Genomic DNA, 23,510 nt, shown 5'->3' with positions numbered 1-23,510 from the left:
AATTACTCGTACCCCACAGGTAAACCTAGCATGTCGCGTGTGACTAACACCTTGCCCTTTTCAGACACTCTAAAGCCTTTAGCTTTATCCTGCTCATGGTTATAACCAATCACACTGCCCTCTGGAATAATACAACCGCGGTCAATGATGGCATTTTTGATTTTGCAATTACGCAAAATGACCACATCAGGCAAGATCACCGAGTCTTCAACACTTGAATAAGAGCAAACTCGCACCTCATTAAACAGCACACTACGACGCACTGTGGAGCCAGAGATAATACAACCACCGGAAATAATTGAGTCTAATGCCATACCGCGGCGGTCATCGTCATCAAACACAAACTTTGCTGGCGGTAGTTGCTCTTGATAGGTCCAAATTGGCCATTTGGCATCGTAAAGGTTCAGCGCTGGAGTAGGAGAAAGCAGCTCCATATTCGACTGCCAAAAAGAATCTAAAGTGCCCACATCGCGCCAATAGGCTTCTTCATTTGGAAAGGCGCTACGGAAACGATGGGCGTAGACTTTATGTTCTTTAATAATTGCGGGAATAATATCCTTACCGAAGTCACGGTCTGAATCTTCATTTTGCGCATCACGCTTTAGCTGATCAAACAAAAACTCAGTATTAAAAACGTAATTCCCCATTGAGGCTAAACACATCTCAGGATCTTCTGGCAGATGCTTTGGCAATGCAGGTTTTTCTTCAAAACCAAGAATACGCTTAGACTCATCCACTTCAACTACACCAAATGCTCCAGTCGCTTCAGCAACTGGCACCTCTAAACAAGATACTGTCATATCGGCGCCAGATTCAGCATGAGTAGCTAAAAGGCCAGCATAATCCATGCGGTAGACATGATCGCCAGATAAAATCATCACGTACTTCGGCAGTTCATGGCGGATAATATCGATATTTTGAAATACCGCATCCGCAGTTCCTTGATACCAGTTGTCAGAGTAACGCTGCGATGCAGGCAAAATTTCTACCGACTCGCCTAGCTCTTTTTTAAAGTGGCCCCAGCCGCGCATAACGTGACGAATTAATGAGTGAGACTTGTATTGGGTAACGACACCAATGCGGCGGATCCCTGAATTAATACAGTTTGATAATGGGAAATCGATAATACGAAACTTACCGCCAAAATACAGAGAAGGCTTAGCACGCCAGTCGGTTAATTCATGCAAGCGAGAGCCTCGGCCACCAGCAAGAATAATAGCGTAGGTGTCACGAGTTAAATTACTGATATAGCGCGGGTTGGTTTTGGTCATGTACGTTCACTCCTTGAACTTGCTACTAAATTGATTTGAATTAAATTGGTCTGTTCCATCTATTACGCTCTCCAAATTTCATCACGATATTGAGCAATGGTGACATCGCTAGAGAAACGGCCACTTGCCGCAGTATTACGGATACTCATTTGCGTCCAAGTGATAGGGTCCTTGTATGCCTTAGCCACGCGCTCTTGCGCCAAACGGTAGGACTCAAAATCAGCCGCCGTCATCCAAGGATCATCTGGGCTGGTAATTGCGGTTAATAACGGCGCGAAAATCCCCGGCTCTAATAAACTAAAGTGGCCACTTTCAATCAGGCTTAATACCTCTGTAAGTGCGGGCGAGGCATTGATAAATTGCTGTGGTTGATAATTAAGGCGCTGCTCCATCACTTGCTCAGCAGTCAGGCCAAATAAGAAAAAGTTGTCTTCACCGACTTCCTCTAGCATCTCCACATTCGCGCCATCTAAGGTGCCTATGGTGACCGCACCATTCATCATAAACTTCATGTTGCCAGTGCCAGACGCTTCTTTGCCCGCGGTGGAGATCTGTTCGGAAACATCTGTCGCCGGACAGATTCTTTCCATCGCACTAACGTTATAATTTGGTAGGAAGGCCACTCTTAGGTACTTAGCCACCTCAGCGTCAGAGTTGACCATGTGCGCCACATTGCTAGCTAATTTAATAATCAGCTTGGCCATGGCATAACCAGGTGCGGCTTTACCACCAATTAAGATACAGCGCGGCACCATATTGCTGGTGTTGCCTTGTTGAATTTGGTGATAAAGGTGGATGATGTGCAAAATATTAAGTAACTGACGTTTGTATTCGTGAATGCGTTTTACTTGCACGTCAAACAGCATGTTGACATCAAAATCAACGTCACATTCAGCTTTAATCAACTGCTTTAGTACCGCTTTATTGTTAAGCTTTACTTGCTGCCAATCACGCAAGAATGCTTTGTCGTCGGTAAATGCATTAAGCGCATTAAGATGGCTTAAATCGCTTACCCAATCAGCGCCCAAACGCTTGGTTAATAATGCCGCAAGCTCTGGATTACAATGAGCTAGCCAACGCCTTGGAGTCACACCATTGGTCTTGTTATTAAACTTCTCAGGCCACAATTGATAGAAGTCTTTAAATAAACCTGAGGTCAATAACTTGCTATGTAGCCCGGCCACACCATTAACTGAAAAGCTGGCAACTATGGCTAAATATGCCATACGCACATGCTGCTCTTGACCTTCTTCAATAATCGACATCGCCGCGAGCTTTTGCTCGTCTCCCGGCCACTGGTGGGCAACAAGCTCTAGGTAACGGGCGTTGATTTCAAAAATGATTTCTAAAATACGCGGCAACATATGCCCCAGCATACGTACAGGCCAGCGCTCTAGCGCTTCAGGTAGCAAGGTGTGATTGGTATAAGCCATTGTTTGGCTGACAACTTGCCACGCATCGTCCCATTCAAGGAAATGCTCATCAACGAGTAAACGCATCAGCTCTGGAATAGCAATACTTGGGTGAGTATCGTTAAGCTGCATCACGTTGTATTTAGCAAATTGGCTAAAGTCGTTACCGTGTTTGCGAACCCAATTATTGAGTAGATCTTGCAGACTGGCCGAGCTTAAAAAATATTGCTGACGTAAGCGCAGCTCTTTGCCATTTTCACTGGCATCATTGGGATAAAGCACCATAGTGATCTGCTCTGCAAGGTTCTTTCTTGCTACCGCTTCGGTGTAATCACCTTGGTTAAACTCTTCTAAGTCAAAGTCATCAGTCGCTTCAGACTTCCACAGCCTTAAGGTATTGATGCGATCGTTCTTATAACCCGGCACAGGCATATCATAAGCAACGGCCAACACATCTTGAGTGTCTAACCAAACCACATTGCGGCGACCATTAGGGTCAACATAACTGCTGGTGTGGCCGAAAAATGGCACAGTGACATTATGCTCAGAGACGCGCACCTCCCACGGATTACCTTCTCTAAGCCAGCGATCTGGACGCTCTACTTGAAAACCGTCCACCAGCTTTTGGGCAAACATGCCATATTCATAACGAATGCCGTAACCTGTTACACTCAAATCAAGGCTGGCGCAGCTATCAAGAAAACACGCTGCCAGCCGGCCAAGTCCGCCATTACCAAGCCCAGCATCATGCTCAACTTCTTCAAGCTCCTCGAGCTCAACAGCGTAATCTTGCATAAGCGCCTTGGTTTCAGGCAACAAGTCTAAGTTCATAATCGCGTTGCCCATGGCTCTGCCCATTAAGAACTCCAGCGATAAGTACGCCACCTGTTTGCACTCAAACTGACTATCTAGCTGACGAGTTGCCCGCCAACGTGCAAGCATCTCCTCTTTAATACTCAGCGCTAATGCTTGAAATAGCTCCTGTTTACTATGCTTATCACGGCCTAATCCATGGCTAACGTGGCGTTGCATTCGCTTAGCTAATGAGGCATCTAAATCTTGCGGCAAACTGTTTGCAGCAGCTTTTTTGGCAGTAACTTGCTTTTTGGACTTACTTTTAACATTCGGTTTTACAGGCGTTGTCATGCAGTCACTCCTTGTGATTTGGCGTAAAACAACATTAAGCTTCGGTCTGGTAACAATAGGGTTTGATTAGCGTCGAGCGTGGCAGCCTTATCAGTCAGGCAAATTTGCTCATCAAGTGCTTCAGCATGGGTGTCGATGAGTTGTTGCCAAGCAGAAAATCCATTTAACGGCGGTGCGGTGAACTCTAGCGCTTGTTCATCGCTGTTAAGCATCAATAACAATGCTTGCTCACCAGACTCAGTTGCATCTAACTCTCCGCGCAGCACAAGGCTTAAACTGCGAGTTTGCCCCTCAGCCCACAACACCTTGCTCATCGGCTCGCCTTGGCGGCAAAACCAATCTAATAATGGTGAGTTATCTTGAGTATTGTTATGAATGTAACGCGGGTAACGAAGCGCCTGAAAACGCTTTCTTAGACTAATCAGATTCTGGGTGAATTTAATGAGTTGTTGCTGCTCTGCACTGTGTTGCCAATTGAGCCAAGTCAGCGGATTATCTTGGCAATAAGCATTATTATTACCTTGTTGACTGTGAGCAAACTCATCGCCTGCCAGCAACATAGGGATGCCTTGAGATAACAATAAACTGGTGAGTAAATTTCGAGATTGCCGCTGCCGCAGACGAATAATATCCGCCTGCTCGGTTGGCCCTTCAACGCCATGATTATGGCTAAAGTTTTCTTGGTGACCGTCGCGATTATCTTCACCATTAGCTAAGTTATGTCGCTCGCTAAAGCTGAGCAAATCATACAAGGTAAAGCCATCATGGCTAGTGATAAAATTAATGCTGGCACTCGGGGTTCGGCCAGAATGTTCAAACAGATCGCTAGAGCCATGAATTCTGCGAGCAAACTCTGGCAACATACCAAAGTCACCGCGCCAAAAGCGCCTTAATGTATCGCGGTACCTATCGTTCCACTCACTCCACCCTTGAGGATAAGCCCCAAGCTGATAACCTCCTGGGCCAATATCCCAAGGCTCAGCAATTAACTTCACCCGGCTTAACAGCGGATCTTGGGCTATTGCATCGAAAAAGCCTGCACCAGCATCAAAACCATAAGACTCGCGCCCAAGCGTACTGGCTAAATCAAAACGGAAACCATCAACACCCATCACTTCAACCCAATAGCGCAGCGAGTCCATCACTAACTGCAACACTCGAGGATGACTAATGTTTAGGGTATTACCACAACCTGTATCATTGATATAAAAGCGTTTATCATTACTTTGCAGGCGGTAATAACTCAGGTTATCAATGCCTTTAAAACTTAAGCTTGGCCCTAAATGATTACCTTCTGCTGTATGGTTATAAACAACATCCAATATGACTTCGATGCCAGCCTGGTGCAGCTTACTTACCATTTGGCGGAACTCATCGATATTGGCGTGGCTTAAATAGCCGCTATGGGGCGCAAAAAAACCTAGACTGTTGTAGCCCCAGTAATTACTTAAGCTTTTGTTTTGTAAAAACGCTTCTGAGATAAAACTGTGTACTGGCAGTAATTCAACAGCAGTCACTCCAAGCTGGGTTAAATATTCAAGTGGTTCTTGCTCTACTAGGCCTAAAAAAGTGCCTTGATAACGCGGCGCTACTTGAGAATGTTGCTGGGTAAACCCTTTAACATGTAGCTCATAGAGGATGCTTTCTGCTATTGGTGTAGGCGTTGGCGCTAAAGCCGCATTAGCCAAGTTAACCGATTGACTTAGGTTCTCGGTAAATTGCCCTCTTTGCAAAGGTGCGATTGGAGTTAAGTGACTAACATCGATGACCTTACATTTGGGCATGAACTCACTGTTATCGCGCAGATCCAGTGATAAGTCCTCATCGCTACTGCTCTTATCGTATGCATAATGACTATCGTGCTCAACAAATTGCCCAACCCATTGCTTAGCATAGGGGTCGAGTAACAATTTATGTGGATTAAAGCGATGACCAGAATGGGGCTCGTACAGACCATCAACGCGATAACCGTATACTTGACCTGCTTCAATGCCTGTTAAAAACCCATGCCAAACCTGCTGCGTGTTTTGCTCAAGCACAATTTGCTGAGTTTCAAAATGACCACTGCGGTCAAATAAACACAAGGTCACCTTAGTGGCATTAGCTGAAAATAGCGCAAAATTGACGCCGCCATCTTCAACAGTTGCCCCTAATGGGTAAGGCCTGCCGGCTAATACCCGCATTAGTTAGCCTTTACCCAGCACTAGGCAAGACAGCGGCGCGACGGTGATCTCTGCGCTGTAATCAAAGCCTTGATAAGATTGCTTTTGTGAGCAAATTACGCCGCTATTGCCCACATTGCTGCCACCATAAGCTTCACTATCGCTATTTAATAGCTCAATATAATCATCACCATCTGGCAGTCCGATACGAAACCCCTGATGCACCTCAGGCGTCATATTAATAATGAAAATCACCGGTGTATCGCTATCCGTGGATTTGCGCATAAAGCTTAAAACGCAGGCTTTATCATTATTGCAATCTAACCATTGAAAACCTGATGGCTCGCCATCTGCTAGCCAAAGCTCAGGCGTTGACTGATAAAGTTTATTGAGATCTTTCAGCCATAATTGCATGCCTTGATGGGGGGCATATTGCAGTAAGTGCCAATCTAAGCTCTTGTTGTGGTTCCACTCGTCTCGCTGGGCAAACTCATTACCCATAAACAGTAACTTCTTACCTGGGTGTCCCCACATAAAGCCGTAATATGCTCTGAGTGTGGCAAACTTCTGCCAATCATCATTAGGTATTTTATGTAGCAGTGAGCCCTTACCATGCACCACTTCATCATGGCTTAAAGACAGGATAAATTGCTCTGTATATTGATACACCAAGCTAAAAGTCAGCTCTTGGTGATGATGGCTTCGATAAATAGGGTCGCGTTTAAGGTAACCTAAGCTGTCATTCATCCAGCCCATATTCCACTTAAAACCAAAGCCAAGACTTTGTGACGACTGCTGTTCATTCTCGCCAATCATATGGGTCACACCCGGCCAAGCGGTTGACTCCTCGGCGATCATGCAAACGCCAGGAAAAGCTTGGTACATATGCTGATTAAGCGTTTGTAAAAAGCTAATCGCTGCTAAGTTTTCGCGGCCGCCATACTGATTCGGTAACCATTGACCCGGTTCACGACTGTAATCGAGATAAAGCATCGAAGAGACGGCATCAAGCCTTAAGCCGTCAAAATGAAACTCACTAAGCCAATAATGAGCATTACTTAACAAATAGCTTTGCACTTCTCCACGGCCATAGTTGTAGATCAAGGTATCCCAATCAGGATGTTCCCCTTGGCGCGGATCGTTATGCTCATATAAACAACTGCCGTCAAACTGAGTAAGCCCATGAGGATCTTTAGGAAAATGCGCTGCTACCCAATCTAAAACCACCGCGATGCCCGCTTGGTGGCAAGCATCGATAAAGGCTTTAAGGCCATTCGCATCACCAAAGCGATGACTCGGTGCGTATAAACCGACAGGCTGATATCCCCAAGAGCCATCAAATGGGTACTCGCTAATCGGCATCAGTTGCAGATGGGTAAAGCCCATTTCGACCACATAAGGCACTAATTGATCGATTAAATCTTGATAATTTAAGTACTGCTCCCCGTTATCACCTTTGCGACGCCACGATGCTAAATGCACTTCGTAGATAGACATGGGAGCTTGATGCCACTGCACTTTTTTACGCGCACTTAGCCAGTTGTTATCTTGCCATTGATATTCATTTGGATAAGGCACCAGCGAAGCATTACTCGGCGCCTCTTGCATCGCTTTAGCATAAGGGTCTGACTTTTCTAACCGTTCATTATTCGCGGTAATAATTTCAAACTTATAGTGCTGATTAGCCTCTGCATTAGGTAAAAATATTTCCCATAAGCCACTAGCCAAATGCTGACGCATAACATGGGCGGCGCCATCCCAATGGTTAAAATCTCCTAGCAACGAAACCCTTTTAGCATTGGGCGCCCACACACAAAAATGCACTCCTGTAACACCTTGAGTCTCGCGCCAATTAGCGCCTAAAAACTGGTAAGCCTGCAGTTGCAGACCTTCATTAAACAGGTAGGTATCATCTTCAGATAACAGACTTGCAAACTGATATGGATCAACAATCTCTTGCTGACTTAATGGATATTCAACCCTTAGCTTATATAGAAAAGGTTTAACTCGGCGACCCATAATGCCACTGAATAAACCTTGCTCATTACTTTGCTCTAAACTGGCAATTTTGCGACCGGTTTTATGACAAATCACATCGACCTTAAGTGCACCGCGCAAAAAGCAGCGCACACTCAACGCTTTCCCTTGATTAATCGAGTGCATACCAAGTAGGCCAAACACATCAATATATTCACTATTAAGCAGCGCTATATCGACACCGTTTTGAAATTCCGGAGCATTTTGAGTCATTGCTATCGTGTCCATAAAAGTTTATCCATATCAGTCCGTGATGGTGTTATGAGCGCCGATTTTTGCTAGCGCTCGCCAAATTTTAATTTGTTACTTCTGCGCGGCTGGCAGCTAGTTGCTGCATCAGCAACTTAACCTCATCGTCATTGATGATTTGCGTAAGCGTTTTCGGTAAGCGTCGCTGCCAATTGGGGTATTCGTGCCAAGTTCCCGGCACATTCACGCTTAAACGCTCTTGAATTAGATCGCAAAGCTGCACACTAAATAACTCGGCTTTACCAGTGGCACATACCTGGATCCATGCCGACAACAAGGCCTGATAATCAACATTGTCTAAAGTGCTAGTCGCATCAAGTTGGTTATGGGCAATAACAAGGTCCAATAGCTGCTGTTTGTCGTCAGCACGCTCAGCCTGCAACTGAGATAACGCCTGCTCATCGGCAATAAGATCAAGGCTGCGGCGCAAAGTCAGATCCGCTCCCGTCCACCAAGCTGCAAGTGTAGGAACGTCATGATTGGCTAACATCATTAAGCTATGTTGTTTGTATTGTTTTGGCGCGGTGAACTGCTGTTGCTGCTTATTGAAGTAAAACAACTGATTCGACAGCACTCCGGCAGACTCGAGGCAAGTAATGATTTCAGTTGGTATAATGCCAAGATCTTCGCCAATAACTCGGCAGCGTGCACGCTGGCTTTCAATGCATAAAATGGCCATCAAACTATCAAGCGGATAATAAACATAAGCGCCGCCACCCAACTCAGAATTATTCGGCCACCACCAAAGGCGTAAAAGCGACATAACATGATCAATACGCAGCGCCCCGCAGGACTGCATATTGCGTCTAAGTAAATTGATAAAAAACTGGTAGCTATTTTGTTTGAGGGCTATGGGGTCAAGTGGCACTAAGCCCCAGTTTTGACCTTGTGGTGCAAATCTATCTGGCGGTGCGCCGATACTTGCATGGGTGCAAAACAGCTCTGGATGACTTGTCACTTCACTGCCGCTAGCAGATACACCAACAGCAAGATCTCGCACTAAACCAATCGACATCTGTTGTTGCTTTGCATGCAGTTGGCACTTTGCTAATTGCTGCTCGGCAACAAACTGCAAATAAGCAAAAAACTCAGCGGCAGGATTATCAAAACCGTCTAAATTGGCGCTAGCTTTTACTTGCTGCAGGCAAAACTGAGTCAGCGGTTGCCCTTGCTCAGCTACAAAGTCTTTAAACTGCTGTGCCCTTTGGCTATTGCAATTGAGTTGCTTTAAGCAAAATTGTTCATAGAGCAGTTGCAACACATGGTACTTACAAAAGCTAACCTCAGTGTAATTTAACCAATCTGATTGATTGAGGAGGTGTTTGAGTGCTGATAATGAATCTATCGTCTCTAAATCACTATTTTCAAGCTGAGATAAAATGCCGTCAAACTGCGATAAACGGCTAAGTAACTTCGGCTGGTCAATGTCATTAAACTCGGCGACTTGCTCTATATTGATATACAGCGGATTTAGCCGTCGTCTGTCATCTGGGCTATAGGGGCTAGCTTCCTCAGGGGTACTGATATTGAGCGCATGTAATGGATTTAATAAGATAAACGCCGCTTTTTGACTGGCAGCTAAATCAATTAATTGCAGCAAGTCACCAAAGTCACCTATTCCCCATTGGTTTTCACTGCGCAAACTATAAAGCTGTACGCTTATCCCCCACTCTTTAGTGGCTTGCTGAGTTGTGAGCCCTCTTTGATAGGTTTTAGTAGGTGCAACCAACCAAGTTGCGCTTATCTGTTTATCGGCGTCTTCTTTGCTATAACCACTGATTGATACTTGATGATAACCAAAGCCAATATGCGGCAACTCTGAGCCACAAACGTCGGTAGAGATCTGCAATTGATAGTGCAGATAGACTTGAGCATCAATTCGATAATCACCCACGACTCGACACTGGAAATGATGACTTGCATTAATAGCAAACTGATAGCACTCGCCGCTTTCAAGCTGCAGCTTAATCTCAACTTGCTGCTGAAAATTGTCGGGGAGATAAAAACTAAGGGTTAACTGCTCGATATCACAATGCTGAAACGGAGGCAGTGCTTGAGTCCATGGCTTGGCATCAAGCTGAAAATTGCGTTTAGCAATGGATTCTTCAGACAGTAATAACTCGGTAGCAGTACTTAAACAGTCGGACTGGCTTGCATCAACTTTGGTTAACATGCAGGTTAGTACTCCTAACCTGTCAGCGTCGGAGATACGAACATACTCACCATTGCAATCATTAAACTCAATGGCAACGCCTTGCAAATACAGTAACTTATCTAATCCCATATCCGTCACCCTTGCACTTGGCTATTCCAGCCCTGAATAGAGCAGTTACCATGCCAATTACAAATAACAATATGGAGACAGTTTTATTTCAGAATTATTAAATATTTTAAACCTTTAAAATCAATAGGGTAAGTGGATCAGAAAATTACCAAGCGTTTAAAACGGTAAAGTAAAAACAACAACTTATTGCACTAAATTAGCGCAAACTAAACCCATGGTAGTGCATCAGAATTTACATTGACGAATAAACTCATTACTTAGTGCTAGTTAACAGCTAATTTATTAGTTTATTTCACTATTTAACTAACCAAAACAGTGCGGGCAGCTAAAAACACCTTGTTTATGTCATAAAATTACAGAATTAGTAATACAGATCCAACTTTCGCTCTATATTTAGCTAAGTCGGTGTTTTTCTTGAGCTAGATCACACCTTTAAAGTCGCAGTATTGGTACTTTAATTACCAGAAAAGATAACAACTTTTAACATTAAGCGTAATAGGTGATTCTTATGGCTGCTAAATTTTTTATCCCATCTGTCAATATCTTAGGACAAAATGCTGTTACAGAAGCTATTGGTGACATTAAGTCTCTTGGCTTTAAAAATGCGCTAATTGTTACAGATAAACCTCTAGTTGATATTGGCCTTGTCGCTCAAGTCGTAGATAAGTTAGCTAGCAACGAAATTAACGCCGTAGTCTTTGATGGGGTGCAACCTAACCCAACGGTCGGTAATGTTGAAGCGGGCCTTGAAATTTTAACCCGCAACAATTGTGACTTTGTGATTTCTCTAGGTGGTGGTTCACCTCATGATTGCGCTAAAGGTATTGCCCTTGTAGCGACCAATGGCGGCAGCATTAAAGATTACGAAGGTTTAGATGTTTCAACTAAACCACAGCTGCCACTAGTGGCAATCAACACCACTGCAGGTACTGCAAGTGAGATGACCCGTTTTTGCATCATTACCGATGAAGAACGTCACATCAAAATGGCCATTGTAGATAAGAACACCACGCCAATTCTATCAGTCAACGATCCTGAGCTTATGCTCCTCAAGCCTGCTGGGCTAACTGCAGCTACCGGTATGGACGCGCTCACCCACGCAGTTGAAGCTTATGTTTCTATCGCTGCCAACCCAATTACCGATGCATGTGCAATTAAAGCCATTGAGCTAATTAAAGGTAACTTGGTAGAAGCTGTTGATAATGGCCAAAGCATTGAAGCTCGTGACCAAATGGCATACGCCCAGTTCCTAGCGGGTATGGCATTTAACAACGCAAGCCTTGGTTATGTACATGCTATGGCGCATCAACTTGGTGGCTTCTATGACCTACCACACGGTGTTTGTAACGCACTATTGCTGCCACACGTACAAGCTTACAACGCGCAAGTTGTGCCAGGCCGCCTAAAAGATGTGGCAAAAGCTATGGGTGTTGATGTAATAGCGCTTACAGACGAGCAAGGTGCACAAGCAGCAATTGAGGCGATAAAGCAGCTATCTGTTGCGGTCAATATCCCTGCTAACCTAACTGAACTAGGCGTAAAAGCAGAAGATATCCCAACTCTTGCGGATAATGCACTTAAAGATGCTTGTGGTTTTACTAACCCTAAGCAAGCAACTCACGAAGAGATCTGCCAAATCTTTACTAATGCGCTTTAACCCTAAGCTTTAACCCAGCGCTTAAACCCAGAGCCTTAACTAGGCTGCCAGCAGATAAAGTAGCCTAGTTATAAAAAGCTTAAAAAAATGCTCGGCTATTGGCGAGCATTTTTGTCACTTTCTTAATGACTAACTGCAATTAAAACAACTACCTAGACTCTTTGGCGCTATTTTATCCTGCTAATGGCGATACAAAGGGATACATATTTGGTATAATTGAGAAGTTCGCTTTTTCCCTGCAAAAGTTAAAGCAAGCTTTGAAACCCACTCCTCGGAGTGGGTTTCTTCTTTCTGGCGCTATCATTTGCCCAATCTAAATTGAGAAGAGTCATACCTGCCGTGTTTAATTGAGCGCTTCCCAATTCAAAATGACTATGGCCGCAATGAATACATTTAGCCTTTACTCCATTGATCTGATATTCATCGGAGTTAACAGTATTATCGCTCTCAGTATTAGCGCCTATGCTTGCTTTGTTTCCAACTCAGGCTTGTTGCCTTTCGCTTTCTCACGCATTTTTTGCATAATCACATAAAATACTGGCACTAATATGGTACCAACGATAGTGGCCGCTAACATACCACCAAATACCGAATAACCTAAGGCGCGGCGACTACCTGCACCCGCACCCGATGCCACAACTAAAGGTAATACGCCGAGTAAGAAAGAGAACGCCGTCATTAATACCGCACGAAAACGCAGTCTTGCAGCAGTCTCACCGGCTTCAATAATGCTTTTGCCCTCTTCTCTAAGCTGCTTAGCAAACTCAACAATCAAAATCGCGTTCTTACAGGCAAGGCCAATAAGTAGCACCAGACCAATTTGCGCGTACAAGTTAAGATCTGACCCCACCAGCAAGATATTAAGGAATGCCCCTAATACCGCAATCGGCACTGCCAAAATAACCGCAAACGGAATGGTCCAACTCTCATACTGAGCCACTAGGAATAAGTAAGTAAACACTAACGCTAACGAGAAAATAAGCGGCGCAAGGTTACCTGCTTTAATTTCTTGATAGGTTTGCCCCGTCCACTCAAAGGTATATCCCGCAGGCAATGACTCATTCGCTGCACGTTCCATCGCAGTAATCGAGTCACCCGAGCTGTAGCCAGGCGCAGGGAAACCGTTAATGGTGGTTGAGCTGAACATGTTGTAGTTGTTCATCACATCCGGGCCTAATATCGGCGTAACAGTCACTAGGGTGCTGAGCGGCACCATCTCACCGGTATTGGAGCGCACATAGAATCGAGAAATATCTTGGTCAGAATCTCTAAAGTCGCCTTCCGCTTGCAAAATAACCCTAAACACCTTACCAAAGCGGTTAAAGTCGTTAACGTACATAGAGCCGAGCATGGTTTGCATCGTCGAGAAGATTTCATTTAAGGATATACCAAGCGCTTTGGCTTTATCTCTATCAACATCAACAAACATTTGCGGCACATCGGCGCGGAAGTTACTAAACGCCATGGCAATTTCAGGTTGCTCATTGGCTTTCATAATTAAGGCGCGCATAACCGATGCTAGCTCTTGTGGACTTCTCCCTTGGGTATCTTGCAGCACAAACTCAAAGCCACCCACGCTACCAACCCCAGGAATAGGTGGCAGAGAGAATGCCATAGCTTTAACTGATGGGTTCGCAGCGTATTTAGCCTGCAGTTTTGCCACGATAGCCGATTCAACCATATCTGGTGATTCACGCTCACTCCAAGTGGATAGCGTCACAATCATCAAACCACCGTTGGATGAAACAGAGCCGGTAAGAATACTAAAGCCACTGGCGTGGATCACATTCTCAACGCCCGGCTCTGCTAGCGTTAGCTCAACTAAGTCACGCATCACATCTTCAGTACGGTTTAGTGATGCACCATCGGGTAGCTGAATATCAACCATGAAGGCTTTCTTATCTTCCATCGGCACAAAGCCAGAAGGCAAGATTTTAGCCACGCCGCCTGTTAGCAAGATCAAGCAGCCATAAACCACACCAACCAATACCAACTTGCGAGTCAGTGAAGACACCAACTTCATATACTTACCCGTAAAGCGCTCGAAATTGCGGTTAAAGGCAGCATGAAAGCCTTTAGTGTGCGTCTTAGGCGGGCGCAGCAATGAAGCACATAACGCAGGGCTTAAGGTCAATGCGTTAATCGATGAGATTAATACAGATATACAGATAGTGACCGAGAACTGTGCGTACATTTGGCCGGTGATCCCCGGCATAACAGCTGTTGGCGCAAATACCGCTAACAATACTAATGTTGTAGCAATAATCGGCCCCGTCACCTCTTTCATCGCTTTAGATGTGGCTTCTTTAGGTGATAAGCCCTCATCTTGCATTAAGCGAGTGACGTTCTCGACCACCACGATAGCGTCGTCCACCACAATACCAATCGCCAAAATAAGCGCGAATAAAGAAACCGTATTGATGCTCATACCAAAGGCGAGCAAAAAGGCGAATGTACCGATAAGTGAAACCGGAATAGCAATACCCGGAACTAAGGTTGAGCGCGCATCTTGTAAGAAGATAAACACCACAAATACAACCAGTGCGATTGAGATAAACAGGGTTTGCACTACCTCTTCAATAGAGGTTTCAACAAACTCTGTTGTGTCGTACAGCACTTCATATTCTAAATCGTTAGGGAAGCGCTCTGAAAGCTTTTCCATCTCAGCTTTAATCGCTTGTCCTACATCTAGCGCATTGGCATCAGGCGACTGATAAATTGCAATAATTGCCGATGGTTTATTATTTAATTTACCCTGCGCATCATAGGTTTGTGAGCCCAGCTCTACTCGAGCTACATCGCCCACCACCACTTTAGAACCGTCGTTATTGGCGCGGATCATCACATCATGAAACTCTTGCGGATCTTTAAGGCGGCCTTTAGTTTGTAGGGTATATTGAAATTGCTGATCGGGATCCACAGGCGCAGCACCAATACGACCAGCAGCAACCTGAATATTTTGCTCTTGCAAGGCGGCAATCACATCGGTAGCCGTTACGCCAAGGCTGGCCATTTTGTCTGGGTCGAGCCAAATACGCATGGCGTAATCGAGCGCACCAATAACCTGCACTTTAGACACACCATATTGGCGCGCCAATGCATCTTTTACATTGAGTCCGGCATAGTTAGTAATAAACAGCGAATCAAAGGTTTCATTTGGCGAAACAAGGTTAACCACCATCAACATATTAGGGCTTTGCTTTTCTACTTTAACCCCTTGGCGTTTCACCTCTTCAGGCAATCGAGGCATCGCCTGCTGCACCCGGTTTTGCACTTTAACCTGTGCCATATCGGCGTCGGTGCCCACCTCAAAAGTCACATTGAGCGAGTAACTGCCGTCGTTAGCACTTTTAGACTCCATGTAGAGCATGCCTTCAACACCGTTAACTTCGGCTTCTAACGGCTGGGCAATAGTGTCTTTTACAATATCGGCACTGGCACCAGAGTAGCTGGTCGATACACTCACTTGAGGCGGCGCTATTTCAGGAAATTCAGCTACCGACAGCACAGGAATAGAAATTAAACCAACAAGGGTTAATACGGTTGAAATAACAAAGGCAAACTTGGGCCTGTTAATAAAAAAATCACTAATCATGGTGTTCCCCTGTCAGCGTTAAAACACGCTCATTACAATAGGCATAAGCGGCCCTTGAGTAGACAAAATAAGATGTGTTCATCAGCACAGCTCCTATTTAGTTTCGTCTTCTTTAAAAGGGATAACTTCTTGCTCTACAGGGTTGACCTTGATCCCTGGGCGGATTTTCTGTAGCCCTTCAACCACAATACGCTCGCCATCTTCAAGGCCGTTTAACACGCGCCACTCCACGCCAAAACGCTCACCAAGCTCAACTACGCGCTTTTGCACTTCATCTTGTTGATTCAACACCATTACAAAGCGGCCTTGCTGATCTTCTTGCACAGCGGCTTGAGGAATTAACAGTGCAGTTTCTTTAATAGGTGATTCAATAATTAAGGTGACAAACAAGCCAGGTAACATCAGCTTATCGTCATTTTTAAAGGTCGCGCGCACCGGTAAGGTACCCGTTGCGGCATCAACGCGGTTACCAACAAAGTCGATAAAACCAACCTCATCAAACATGGTGCCGTTAGGCAGGCGCAAGCGCATAACAATATCGCTTATCTTAACTTCACGTTGCTCCGCTTTAGAAAAGTTTTGCTGCGCTGTAATCAGTCCCTTTTCTGGAACTTGGAAACTCACCCACATAGGTTGAAGTTGAACTAAGCTCGCCATCTCAGACTGCGGCGTAATGATGTCACCGGTACTGACTTTAGCGTTACTAATACGGCCCGATATTGGCGCATAAACCTTGGTATAACTTAACTGTAGCTCAGCGGCTTGCACTGCCGCTTCCGCTTGCACAACACCTGCTGCAGTGGTTAATTTACGGCTGGTTAGCTCATCCATATCTTGGGCGCTAATCATGCCATCAGGTAATAAGCGGCGACCACGCTCCCAGTTCATTACCGCTACATCACGTGAGGCAACCGCTTGCTTTAATACCGCCTTTTGCTGCGCGAGTTCTGCTTTAAAGGCTGCGGGATCAATTTCAAACAATAAATCACCAGCGGTGACATCATCACCTTCAACAAAAGAGCGTTTAAGCAACTGGCCTTGAATTTGCGATTTAATGACCACGTCTTCTGACGCGCGGGTACGACCAACAATTTCAGTTTTAGGAATAATATCTTTTTGATGCGCTACGTTAACAATCACACTAGGTAACATGGCTTGTTGTGGTTTTGGAGCCTCGCCACAGCCTGAAGTTATTGTGGAACCCAAGACGATAATCCACAACGCAAGTTTTGAAACTGTTGAGCTAGCCATTCAAGCCTCCAAAGAAATAGGATATGTGCTTTATTTTTATGCAGAAATTATATGCTTAAAGCTCACGCAAAAGAAACCTTTTGCCAACAAATACTCAATACTTTGTCTACCACTGAAAGAGTCTGATTAACATTACAAGGGAAATATAGACGGGTATTAGTATGTAAGCCTGCAATTTAACTGATGCTTTATTAGCCAAAGCCGCAGCAAATTTAACTTCATCGATAAAAGTGAGAGCTCAAGCAAGGTTATTCAGTAAAGTGTCATGGTAAACAATAGATACAGCAACTAGAGTGTTAACTAGGCGCTATGATTTTGCGCGATAGAAATGATCAATATTTAGTTAGCTCAATTTGCTCGAACTACACAGAAAGTACGCTCAAACCACGCAAGTGGTTGACCATGATAAAAAACGATGCCTAAGATGGCATCAGTCACAGCGAACAGGTAGGTAATTTATGACAGCAATCTCTCATGTATACAACTACACAGTACGATGCCCACACATCAAGGATCCCGCTCACCCAACCAGCTGGCGTAACCATATTGAGCTTAATCGCTCATGTGAAATCGCATTAGACAGAATTACTAAGTGGCACGGCCATTCAGGCAACCGACTTTTTGAACATGAAGGTTTTGTGGTTAGAGAATGTGAGCAAGAGCAAGCCTACTTTGCCATGCAAAATGATCGCCTCAAAGACGATAAGCACGCACTAGTAACTTTCAAAGTATTTATGGATAACAAAACCAAAGACACCTCAGTGCAAGAGATCATGGAGCATGTTATCGAAGACTATAAGTCTCGCTTAAGCAAACTCTAATAATTATCGGCATGTTTCCGTTATCGAGACATGCCGATTTTTGATTTACTTGTTAAATAACGAGCAAGATCACAATTCTAACTTTCTAGTAAAACTTTCTCCCATCCCCAACAGCAACTCACTGCTTACAATTAGCTATAAAACAACACCAACAAAAACAATAAAACATTAAAATACAAAGAATTAAAAAACATAACTCACTAAAAAACGCAATTAAACCCAGTTTTGCCGCTAAATTGCCGTTTTTCATATCTACTGCTACACTTTTTAACCTAAATTATCGTCAAAATTTCGATATAGCCCAAGTTATAACCAAGTAAAATCTTTAGGCTAAACTCGCCTTTTTGCTTACTCGGCCTCAAGCTAAACCTATATTTAATTTACACTTTTATCTAATTAAGGATTTTAAAACTCATGCATGAAATGGCTAATATTGTCATCGTTGGTGGCGGCGCTGGTGGTATGGAAATCGCAACAAAACTTGGTCACCAGCTAGGCCGAAAAGGCAAAGCTAGGGTTACATTAATTGATTGCGCTGAAAGCCATGTTTGGAAGCCCCTTCTGCATGAGGTTGCCACCGGCGCCTTAGATATTGGTATTGATGCTATTAGCTACCGCGGCCATGCTGCTAATCATGGCTACCACTTTCAACAAGGTGCGATGACAGATATTGATAGAGAAACTAAACAAGTGATTTTAGCGCCTATTAATGATGAAAAAGGCAATGAACTTTTACCTGCCCGTCGTATCGATTACGACTACTTAGTGATTGCGATTGGTAGTATCGCCAATGACTTTAATATTACCGGTGTGCGTGAGCACTGCGTATTTTTAGATAGCACAGAGCAAGCGATGGAAATTCGTAGCATGCTACTAAACAAGTTCATGCGCTACGCTAGCCATCATCAACTAGACGACAAAATCAAAATTGCCGTTGTTGGCGCAGGGGCAACTGGGGTTGAGATGTCTGCAGAAATGCACCACGCTGTTGATCAGCTTCGCGGCTTTGGCTACAAAATCGATAGCAGCCTACTTGAAATCACCCTTATTGAAGCCGATGACCGTATTCTACCTAAGGTAGAAAAAGCCGAGATCTCAGCATCTGTTGCCAAAGAGCTAACAGCCATTGGCGTTAAGGTAATGACCAACACACGTATTAACCAAGTCACAGAAGAAGGCTTACATACTTCTGAAGATGAATTTATTCCATCAGATATGGTGATTTGGTCTACAGGCGTAAAAGCACCAGACTTCTTAAAAGAAATTGGCGGCCTAGAGAGTAACCACATTAACCAAGTTATGGTTAATCAGAATATGCAAACTACCCGCGACCCAGCTATTTTCGCTATTGGTGACTGCGCGGCCTGCCCACAAGAAGATGGCAGTTGGGTACCGCCACGTGGTCAATCAGCCCGCCAAATGGCACTGATGACGGCAGACAATATCAAGTTATTGTTAGATGGCAAGCCAGCATCAAACAACTACGTATATAAAGATTTAGGTGCATTAGTAAACTTATCTAAGTTCCACACTGTAGGTAACTTGATGTCATTTATTGGTGGCGGCGTAATGGTAGAAGGCAAGATTGCGCGTTTTGTTTACACCTCACTATACCGCAGACACTTAATTGAGCTACACGGCCCAATTAAAGGCACCTTGTTGATGTTCGCTAAAGGCATTAGCCGCATCGTACACCCACACTTGAAGCTGCACTAATTAGCACAAAGTTAGACTACGTCTAACAACTAAGGTCGCGGCGCTTCGCCCGCACCCGAGCCAAGGGGGAAAGCGCTTGTCCCCCTTAGCAAACCCTCAGCGCCCCAGTCGAAGTTGTCTTCCTCGTACTTACTCGAAATAGTCTAACGCTTCCGATGGGGCATCCTGCCCCGCGAAAGCTATGCCCACATCCATGTGGGCATCACGCCTATTTCTTCAGCGTATTTCGGCAACTTCGATGGGGAATTGGCGTTTCCTTTAAGCCTCAGCGGATAGCTAGCCTTGAAGTTTTAACTACAGATAAAAGAAACTTATAGCTCGATTTTGGACAGAAATTGGTTCGAGCTTAAGCTCTGAAAATTACTCTTAGCCTTAGGAAAGCTATGACAATAAGATATGCTGTAACGCCCTGTTAAGGGACTGATAATGTTTGGCTAAAATGTGAAGTGAAACGAAACCGAGCCAAACTTTAACAGCTCCACTAGAACAGCTTGCATATTTTTACAAAGCGACCCATGACTTTTCAATTACTGTATTTTTACGACAAAATATTTTTGCTGTAAACTTATCACCAGAATTAATGATACCAACTCCTTTAGGGGTTCCGGTCATTATTATGTCGCCATCTTCAAGTGTTAAAAAGCTCTTAACTTCCTCTAATAAGGCTTCAGGCTTATGTATCATAAGCTGATAATTGGCTGACTGTTTAAGATGATCATTGATATACAATTCCATTTTATAACTTTGTACATCACCACACTCTACAAACTCACTAAATACAGCAGATTTATCAAATGATTTTGCACGCTCCCAAGGTAAACCCTTGGATTTAAGTGTAGATTGAAGATTTCTTTTCGTAAGATCTAAACCAAAACCTACACCATGTAATTTGTTATTTTTGATTAAAAAGCAGATTTCACCTTCGTAGTGTATTTCTTCGGTTTTACTTGTATCAATGCTATTTGATATTGATGAGTTGGGCTTTATAAAAATTACTGGATCTGTAGGTATTTCATTATTGAGTTCTTTAATATGTTCTACATAATTCCTTCCAATGCACACCAATTTTGTTGGTTGAACCTCAATTCCATTTAACTTTACAGACTTCATTTATTAGACTCTTTCTAGATGTTTAAAATATAACGCCTCAATCAGTGGCGTAAAATAGTTGGCTAAAATTAGCGAAGCTCGAATGCAACCAACTGTTATGCGCCCGTGACTTTATTGCCTTGTTATACGGCTATTTACCACCGGCAACTTCTATAAATGTACCAGTAACAAATGATGCTTCATTGGATAGAAGATACGCTATAGAAGCAGCTACTTCTTTTGGTGTACCGCCACGTTGTAAAGGGATTAATGGCTTAACACGTTCAACTCTATTAGGCTCACCGCCATCTCCATGCATATCAGTGAATATAAATCCAGGACGAACACAGTTCACCCGAATATTTTGATTAGCAACTTCAAGCGAGAGGCCTATTGTTAATGTATCAATTGCTCCTTTTGACGAGGCATAATCTACATACTCTCCAGCACCTCCTAATCTTGATGCCGCCGAAGATACATTAACAATAGAACCTCCATTATTCATTCTGCTTATTGCTTCACGGCAACATAAAAAATAACTAGTGATATTTGTTGTAAGAATTTTATTAACTCTTTCTGCTGTCATTTCAGATACGCGCATTTGCGGAAGTAAAATACCTGCATTATTAACCAAATGTGTGATTTTACCCAATGAGCTATCAATAGTATTAAAAAGACGAATCACATCAGCTTCTTTAGATACATCTGCTTGCACCGCGATAGCTACACCGCCATTATCTTTTATTTCAGCGACGACTTTGTTAGCTTCAATTTCATTTGAAATATAATTAACACAAACAGAGTAACCCTGCTTTGCTAAATATATTGAAGTCGCAGCACCTATCCCTCGACTACCACCAGTTACTAAAACTACCTTTGAATCTATCATTAACTATCCCTGTATGATGAATTTGAAATAACGCCCGCTTAACAGGAAAATGCTAGTTGGCTATAATCCGAAGCGCAGCGTAGATTCAAACCAGTATTTGTCTTTATTGAAGCGCTTGTTAGCAATTTTTACATGGTTCTCTGAAACTCTCTTCCATCCTCGCCAAAAGAGAGCATTTTCAATGCTGTGGCTTGTTTATCTTTATATATCACTTGCAACCTAGCTTCAGTAAACGCTTTAAACACAATAACTTCTTTATCAAGCAGCTCTATTTCAAAAGCTGTGTCATCTAAATATTGATAAAAAAGTTTGCCATTTTTTTGAAAAACTTTGCGCTTACCATACGTACCTATAATTTGGTCGATGTCATTCTGACTTGGCTGGTATTGGTTGGAGTTAGCTTTTACTAGCGGATAGACCCATTGATGCAAACTAAGGTTACTACCCTTACTTTTAATTAAGAAGTTCAGCACCTCTGCATAAGCTACATTAAGTGCATTGTCACTGCTCGTTTCTATATTTGGTTTTACACCTTTTCTTTCCCAGTTGTCATTTGTTCTCGGATCTACAGGTCGTGTGGATGGTAACGTGAGAATATAATCGTTATTGACAATTTCTGCGCTACTAGCATGAGCGGCGCCAGCAGTTACCTCTCCAACAATGGTTGCTCTAGTTAAACTTTGCATAGCATAGCTAAAGCCTTCTGCTGCGGAGGCAGAATTACTGCTGGTGAGAATATAAAGTGGAGTATCTTTAAACCTAGGACCCGGTACATATGGCGACGTCCAATCTTGCGTTTGAGTTAACACACCGTTTTCACGTTGTTCAAAGGTTGATAAATGGACGGTATTTAAATCAAAAAAGTAACTGGCTAAGGAAGTAACCATAAATGGACTACCACCAAAATTGTTCCTTAAATCAATAATTATGCCATCCGAATGCTGTAAAAACTTCATCGCATTTTCAAGCGTTTCACCACCTAAATGACTATCAGAGAACATTCTTATGTCAAGGTAACCAATGTTTCCATCGAGCATTTCAATTTTTTTAAAACCATAGTTGTCTGTCGGAGTTTCCATGACACGACTATCAGCAAACGCCTCAGTTTGTGCTGACGAACGATAGGCTTTCAATTCACTAACCCATTGTGGGTCATAGACCACTGAGAGGTGTTTATCATTTGCAATCTTGTTTAATTCCAAAGTCATAAATTCAGCTATATCTTCAGCTGATTCTAGGCGACTGCAATCAGAGAGGAATTGTTTGGAGCGCATTAACTTAGATATCTTTGTTGCCGTATTTTCAATTACGTAGTTATCTTCAAGTTGTTTAGCAATAATTTGGGACACATCACGACAATCTGCCGCAGCAACTGAATTACATAAAATTAATGAGCTAAAGGCGAGGGATTTTAGTATTTTATTATTCATATTCTTCCTTAAATTTTATTATTGTCCTTTAATAAAGCTTCAACACACCAAAAGGGATTAAAAGATTTCCCACATGCTAAATTAAATTGCTAACAGCTTATTATCCTGCATCTTGGATAAATCCTTGCTTTTTATTAATTGATATCAAAACTAGCAACGTAACCCATTGATGTAAAGTCATTTATCTGAAAGATGTTAAAAAATTGATTTTTCCATATCGCAAAGCGATACCGAAAATTTATCGAACATAAACGGGTCAAAACGAATTTGGAATAGATAATTAACGAGCCATACAGCCATAACTCCGAATCACCAGAATAGTGCTTGTTTAACCTAGTGCAGATGCGGCTGAAGCCGTCGAAAACATGGATGTTTTCGTTGAGCCTACACGGATGATGGGATGGACACCTCTTGTTAAACCGGCGTCATTTGCGCCATATTGAATTTGTGCGTTCAATAACTAACAAAAGGTGTCCAATATGAAAGTTACACTAATAGGAA

General features: G+C 43.4%; 13 protein-coding genes. 3 read left to right on the top strand and 10 right to left on the bottom strand.

All coding sequences use genetic code 11. The annotated features are described in order from the left end of the window. Positions 1–2: 2 nt before the first annotated feature. The 5 genes from glgC to malQ form a co-directional block, all read right to left on the bottom strand. Positions 3–1,271 (bottom strand): glucose-1-phosphate adenylyltransferase, encoded by a 1,269-nt coding sequence (gene glgC, locus L2740_RS16460; RefSeq protein WP_248951196.1) that lies wholly within the window; start codon positions 1,269–1,271, stop codon positions 3–5. Between the two features lie 62 nt (positions 1,272–1,333). Then, complete coding sequence (locus L2740_RS16455) at positions 1,334–3,829, bottom strand: glycogen/starch/alpha-glucan phosphorylase (RefSeq protein WP_248951195.1); 2,496 nt, start codon at positions 3,827–3,829, stop codon at positions 1,334–1,336. Further along, on the bottom strand, positions 3,826–6,012 hold the full coding sequence (glgX, locus tag L2740_RS16450) for a glycogen debranching protein GlgX (RefSeq protein WP_248951194.1): 2,187 nt from the start codon (positions 6,010–6,012) through the stop codon (positions 3,826–3,828). The genes L2740_RS16455 and glgX overlap by 4 nt, the downstream gene beginning before the upstream one ends. Before the next feature lie 3 nt (positions 6,013–6,015). Further along, a complete protein-coding gene (glgB, locus tag L2740_RS16445) occupies positions 6,016–8,256 on the bottom strand; it encodes a 1,4-alpha-glucan branching protein GlgB (RefSeq protein ID WP_476707512.1) in 2,241 nt (746 codons plus the stop codon). A 67-nt stretch (positions 8,257–8,323) separates the two neighbouring features. Beyond that, positions 8,324–10,561, bottom strand: a complete 2,238-nt coding sequence (gene malQ / locus L2740_RS16440) for a 4-alpha-glucanotransferase (RefSeq protein WP_248951193.1) — start codon at positions 10,559–10,561, stop codon at positions 8,324–8,326. A 508-nt stretch (positions 10,562–11,069) separates the two neighbouring features. On the opposite strand from malQ, the gene yiaY reads away from it, so the two are divergent. Then, complete coding sequence (gene yiaY, locus L2740_RS16435) at positions 11,070–12,218, top strand: L-threonine dehydrogenase (protein WP_248951192.1); 1,149 nt, start codon at positions 11,070–11,072, stop codon at positions 12,216–12,218. A 460-nt stretch (positions 12,219–12,678) separates the two neighbouring features. Here the strand turns inward: yiaY and L2740_RS16430 are convergent, their stop codons facing one another. Together L2740_RS16430 and L2740_RS16425 are read right to left on the bottom strand one after the other, a co-directional pair. Beyond that, positions 12,679–15,813: an efflux RND transporter permease subunit gene (locus L2740_RS16430; protein WP_248951191.1), complete on the bottom strand. Its 3,135-nt coding sequence runs from the start codon at positions 15,811–15,813 to the stop codon at positions 12,679–12,681. 93 nt (positions 15,814–15,906) lie between these two features. Beyond that, a complete protein-coding gene (locus L2740_RS16425; protein WP_248951190.1) occupies positions 15,907–17,064 on the bottom strand; it encodes an efflux RND transporter periplasmic adaptor subunit in 1,158 nt (385 codons plus the stop codon). A 458-nt stretch (positions 17,065–17,522) separates the two neighbouring features. On the opposite strand from L2740_RS16425, the gene L2740_RS16420 reads away from it, so the two are divergent. Both L2740_RS16420 and L2740_RS16415 read left to right on the top strand, forming a co-directional pair. Next, positions 17,523–17,885, top strand: a complete 363-nt coding sequence (locus L2740_RS16420) for a cytoplasmic protein (protein ID WP_248468803.1) — start codon at positions 17,523–17,525, stop codon at positions 17,883–17,885. A gap of 414 nt (positions 17,886–18,299) precedes the next feature. Further along, entirely contained in the window at positions 18,300–19,601 is a 1,302-nt protein-coding gene (locus L2740_RS16415) for an NAD(P)/FAD-dependent oxidoreductase (RefSeq protein WP_248951189.1), read from the top strand. Positions 19,602–20,102: 501 nt separating this feature from the next. On the opposite strand, the gene L2740_RS16410 is transcribed toward L2740_RS16415, so the two are convergent. The 3 genes from L2740_RS16410 to L2740_RS16400 all read right to left on the bottom strand — a co-directional run bounded on the left by L2740_RS16410 (position 20,103) and on the right by L2740_RS16400 (position 23,009). After that, positions 20,103–20,711 (bottom strand): fumarylacetoacetate hydrolase family protein, encoded by a 609-nt coding sequence (locus L2740_RS16410; protein WP_248951188.1) that lies wholly within the window; start codon positions 20,709–20,711, stop codon positions 20,103–20,105. Between the two features lie 130 nt (positions 20,712–20,841). Continuing rightward, positions 20,842–21,579, bottom strand: a complete 738-nt coding sequence (locus tag L2740_RS16405; RefSeq protein WP_248951187.1) for an SDR family oxidoreductase — start codon at positions 21,577–21,579, stop codon at positions 20,842–20,844. Between the two features lie 128 nt (positions 21,580–21,707). Next, entirely contained in the window at positions 21,708–23,009 is a 1,302-nt protein-coding gene (locus L2740_RS16400; protein ID WP_248951186.1) for a S41 family peptidase, read from the bottom strand. Positions 23,010–23,510: the final 501 nt, after the last annotated feature.

It is taken from the genome of Shewanella pneumatophori, assembly GCF_023283895.1.
In the GTDB taxonomy this organism is placed as follows: Bacteria; Pseudomonadota; Gammaproteobacteria; order Enterobacterales; family Shewanellaceae; genus Shewanella; species Shewanella pneumatophori.
This window is presented reverse-complemented; position numbering and strand designations above follow the sequence as displayed.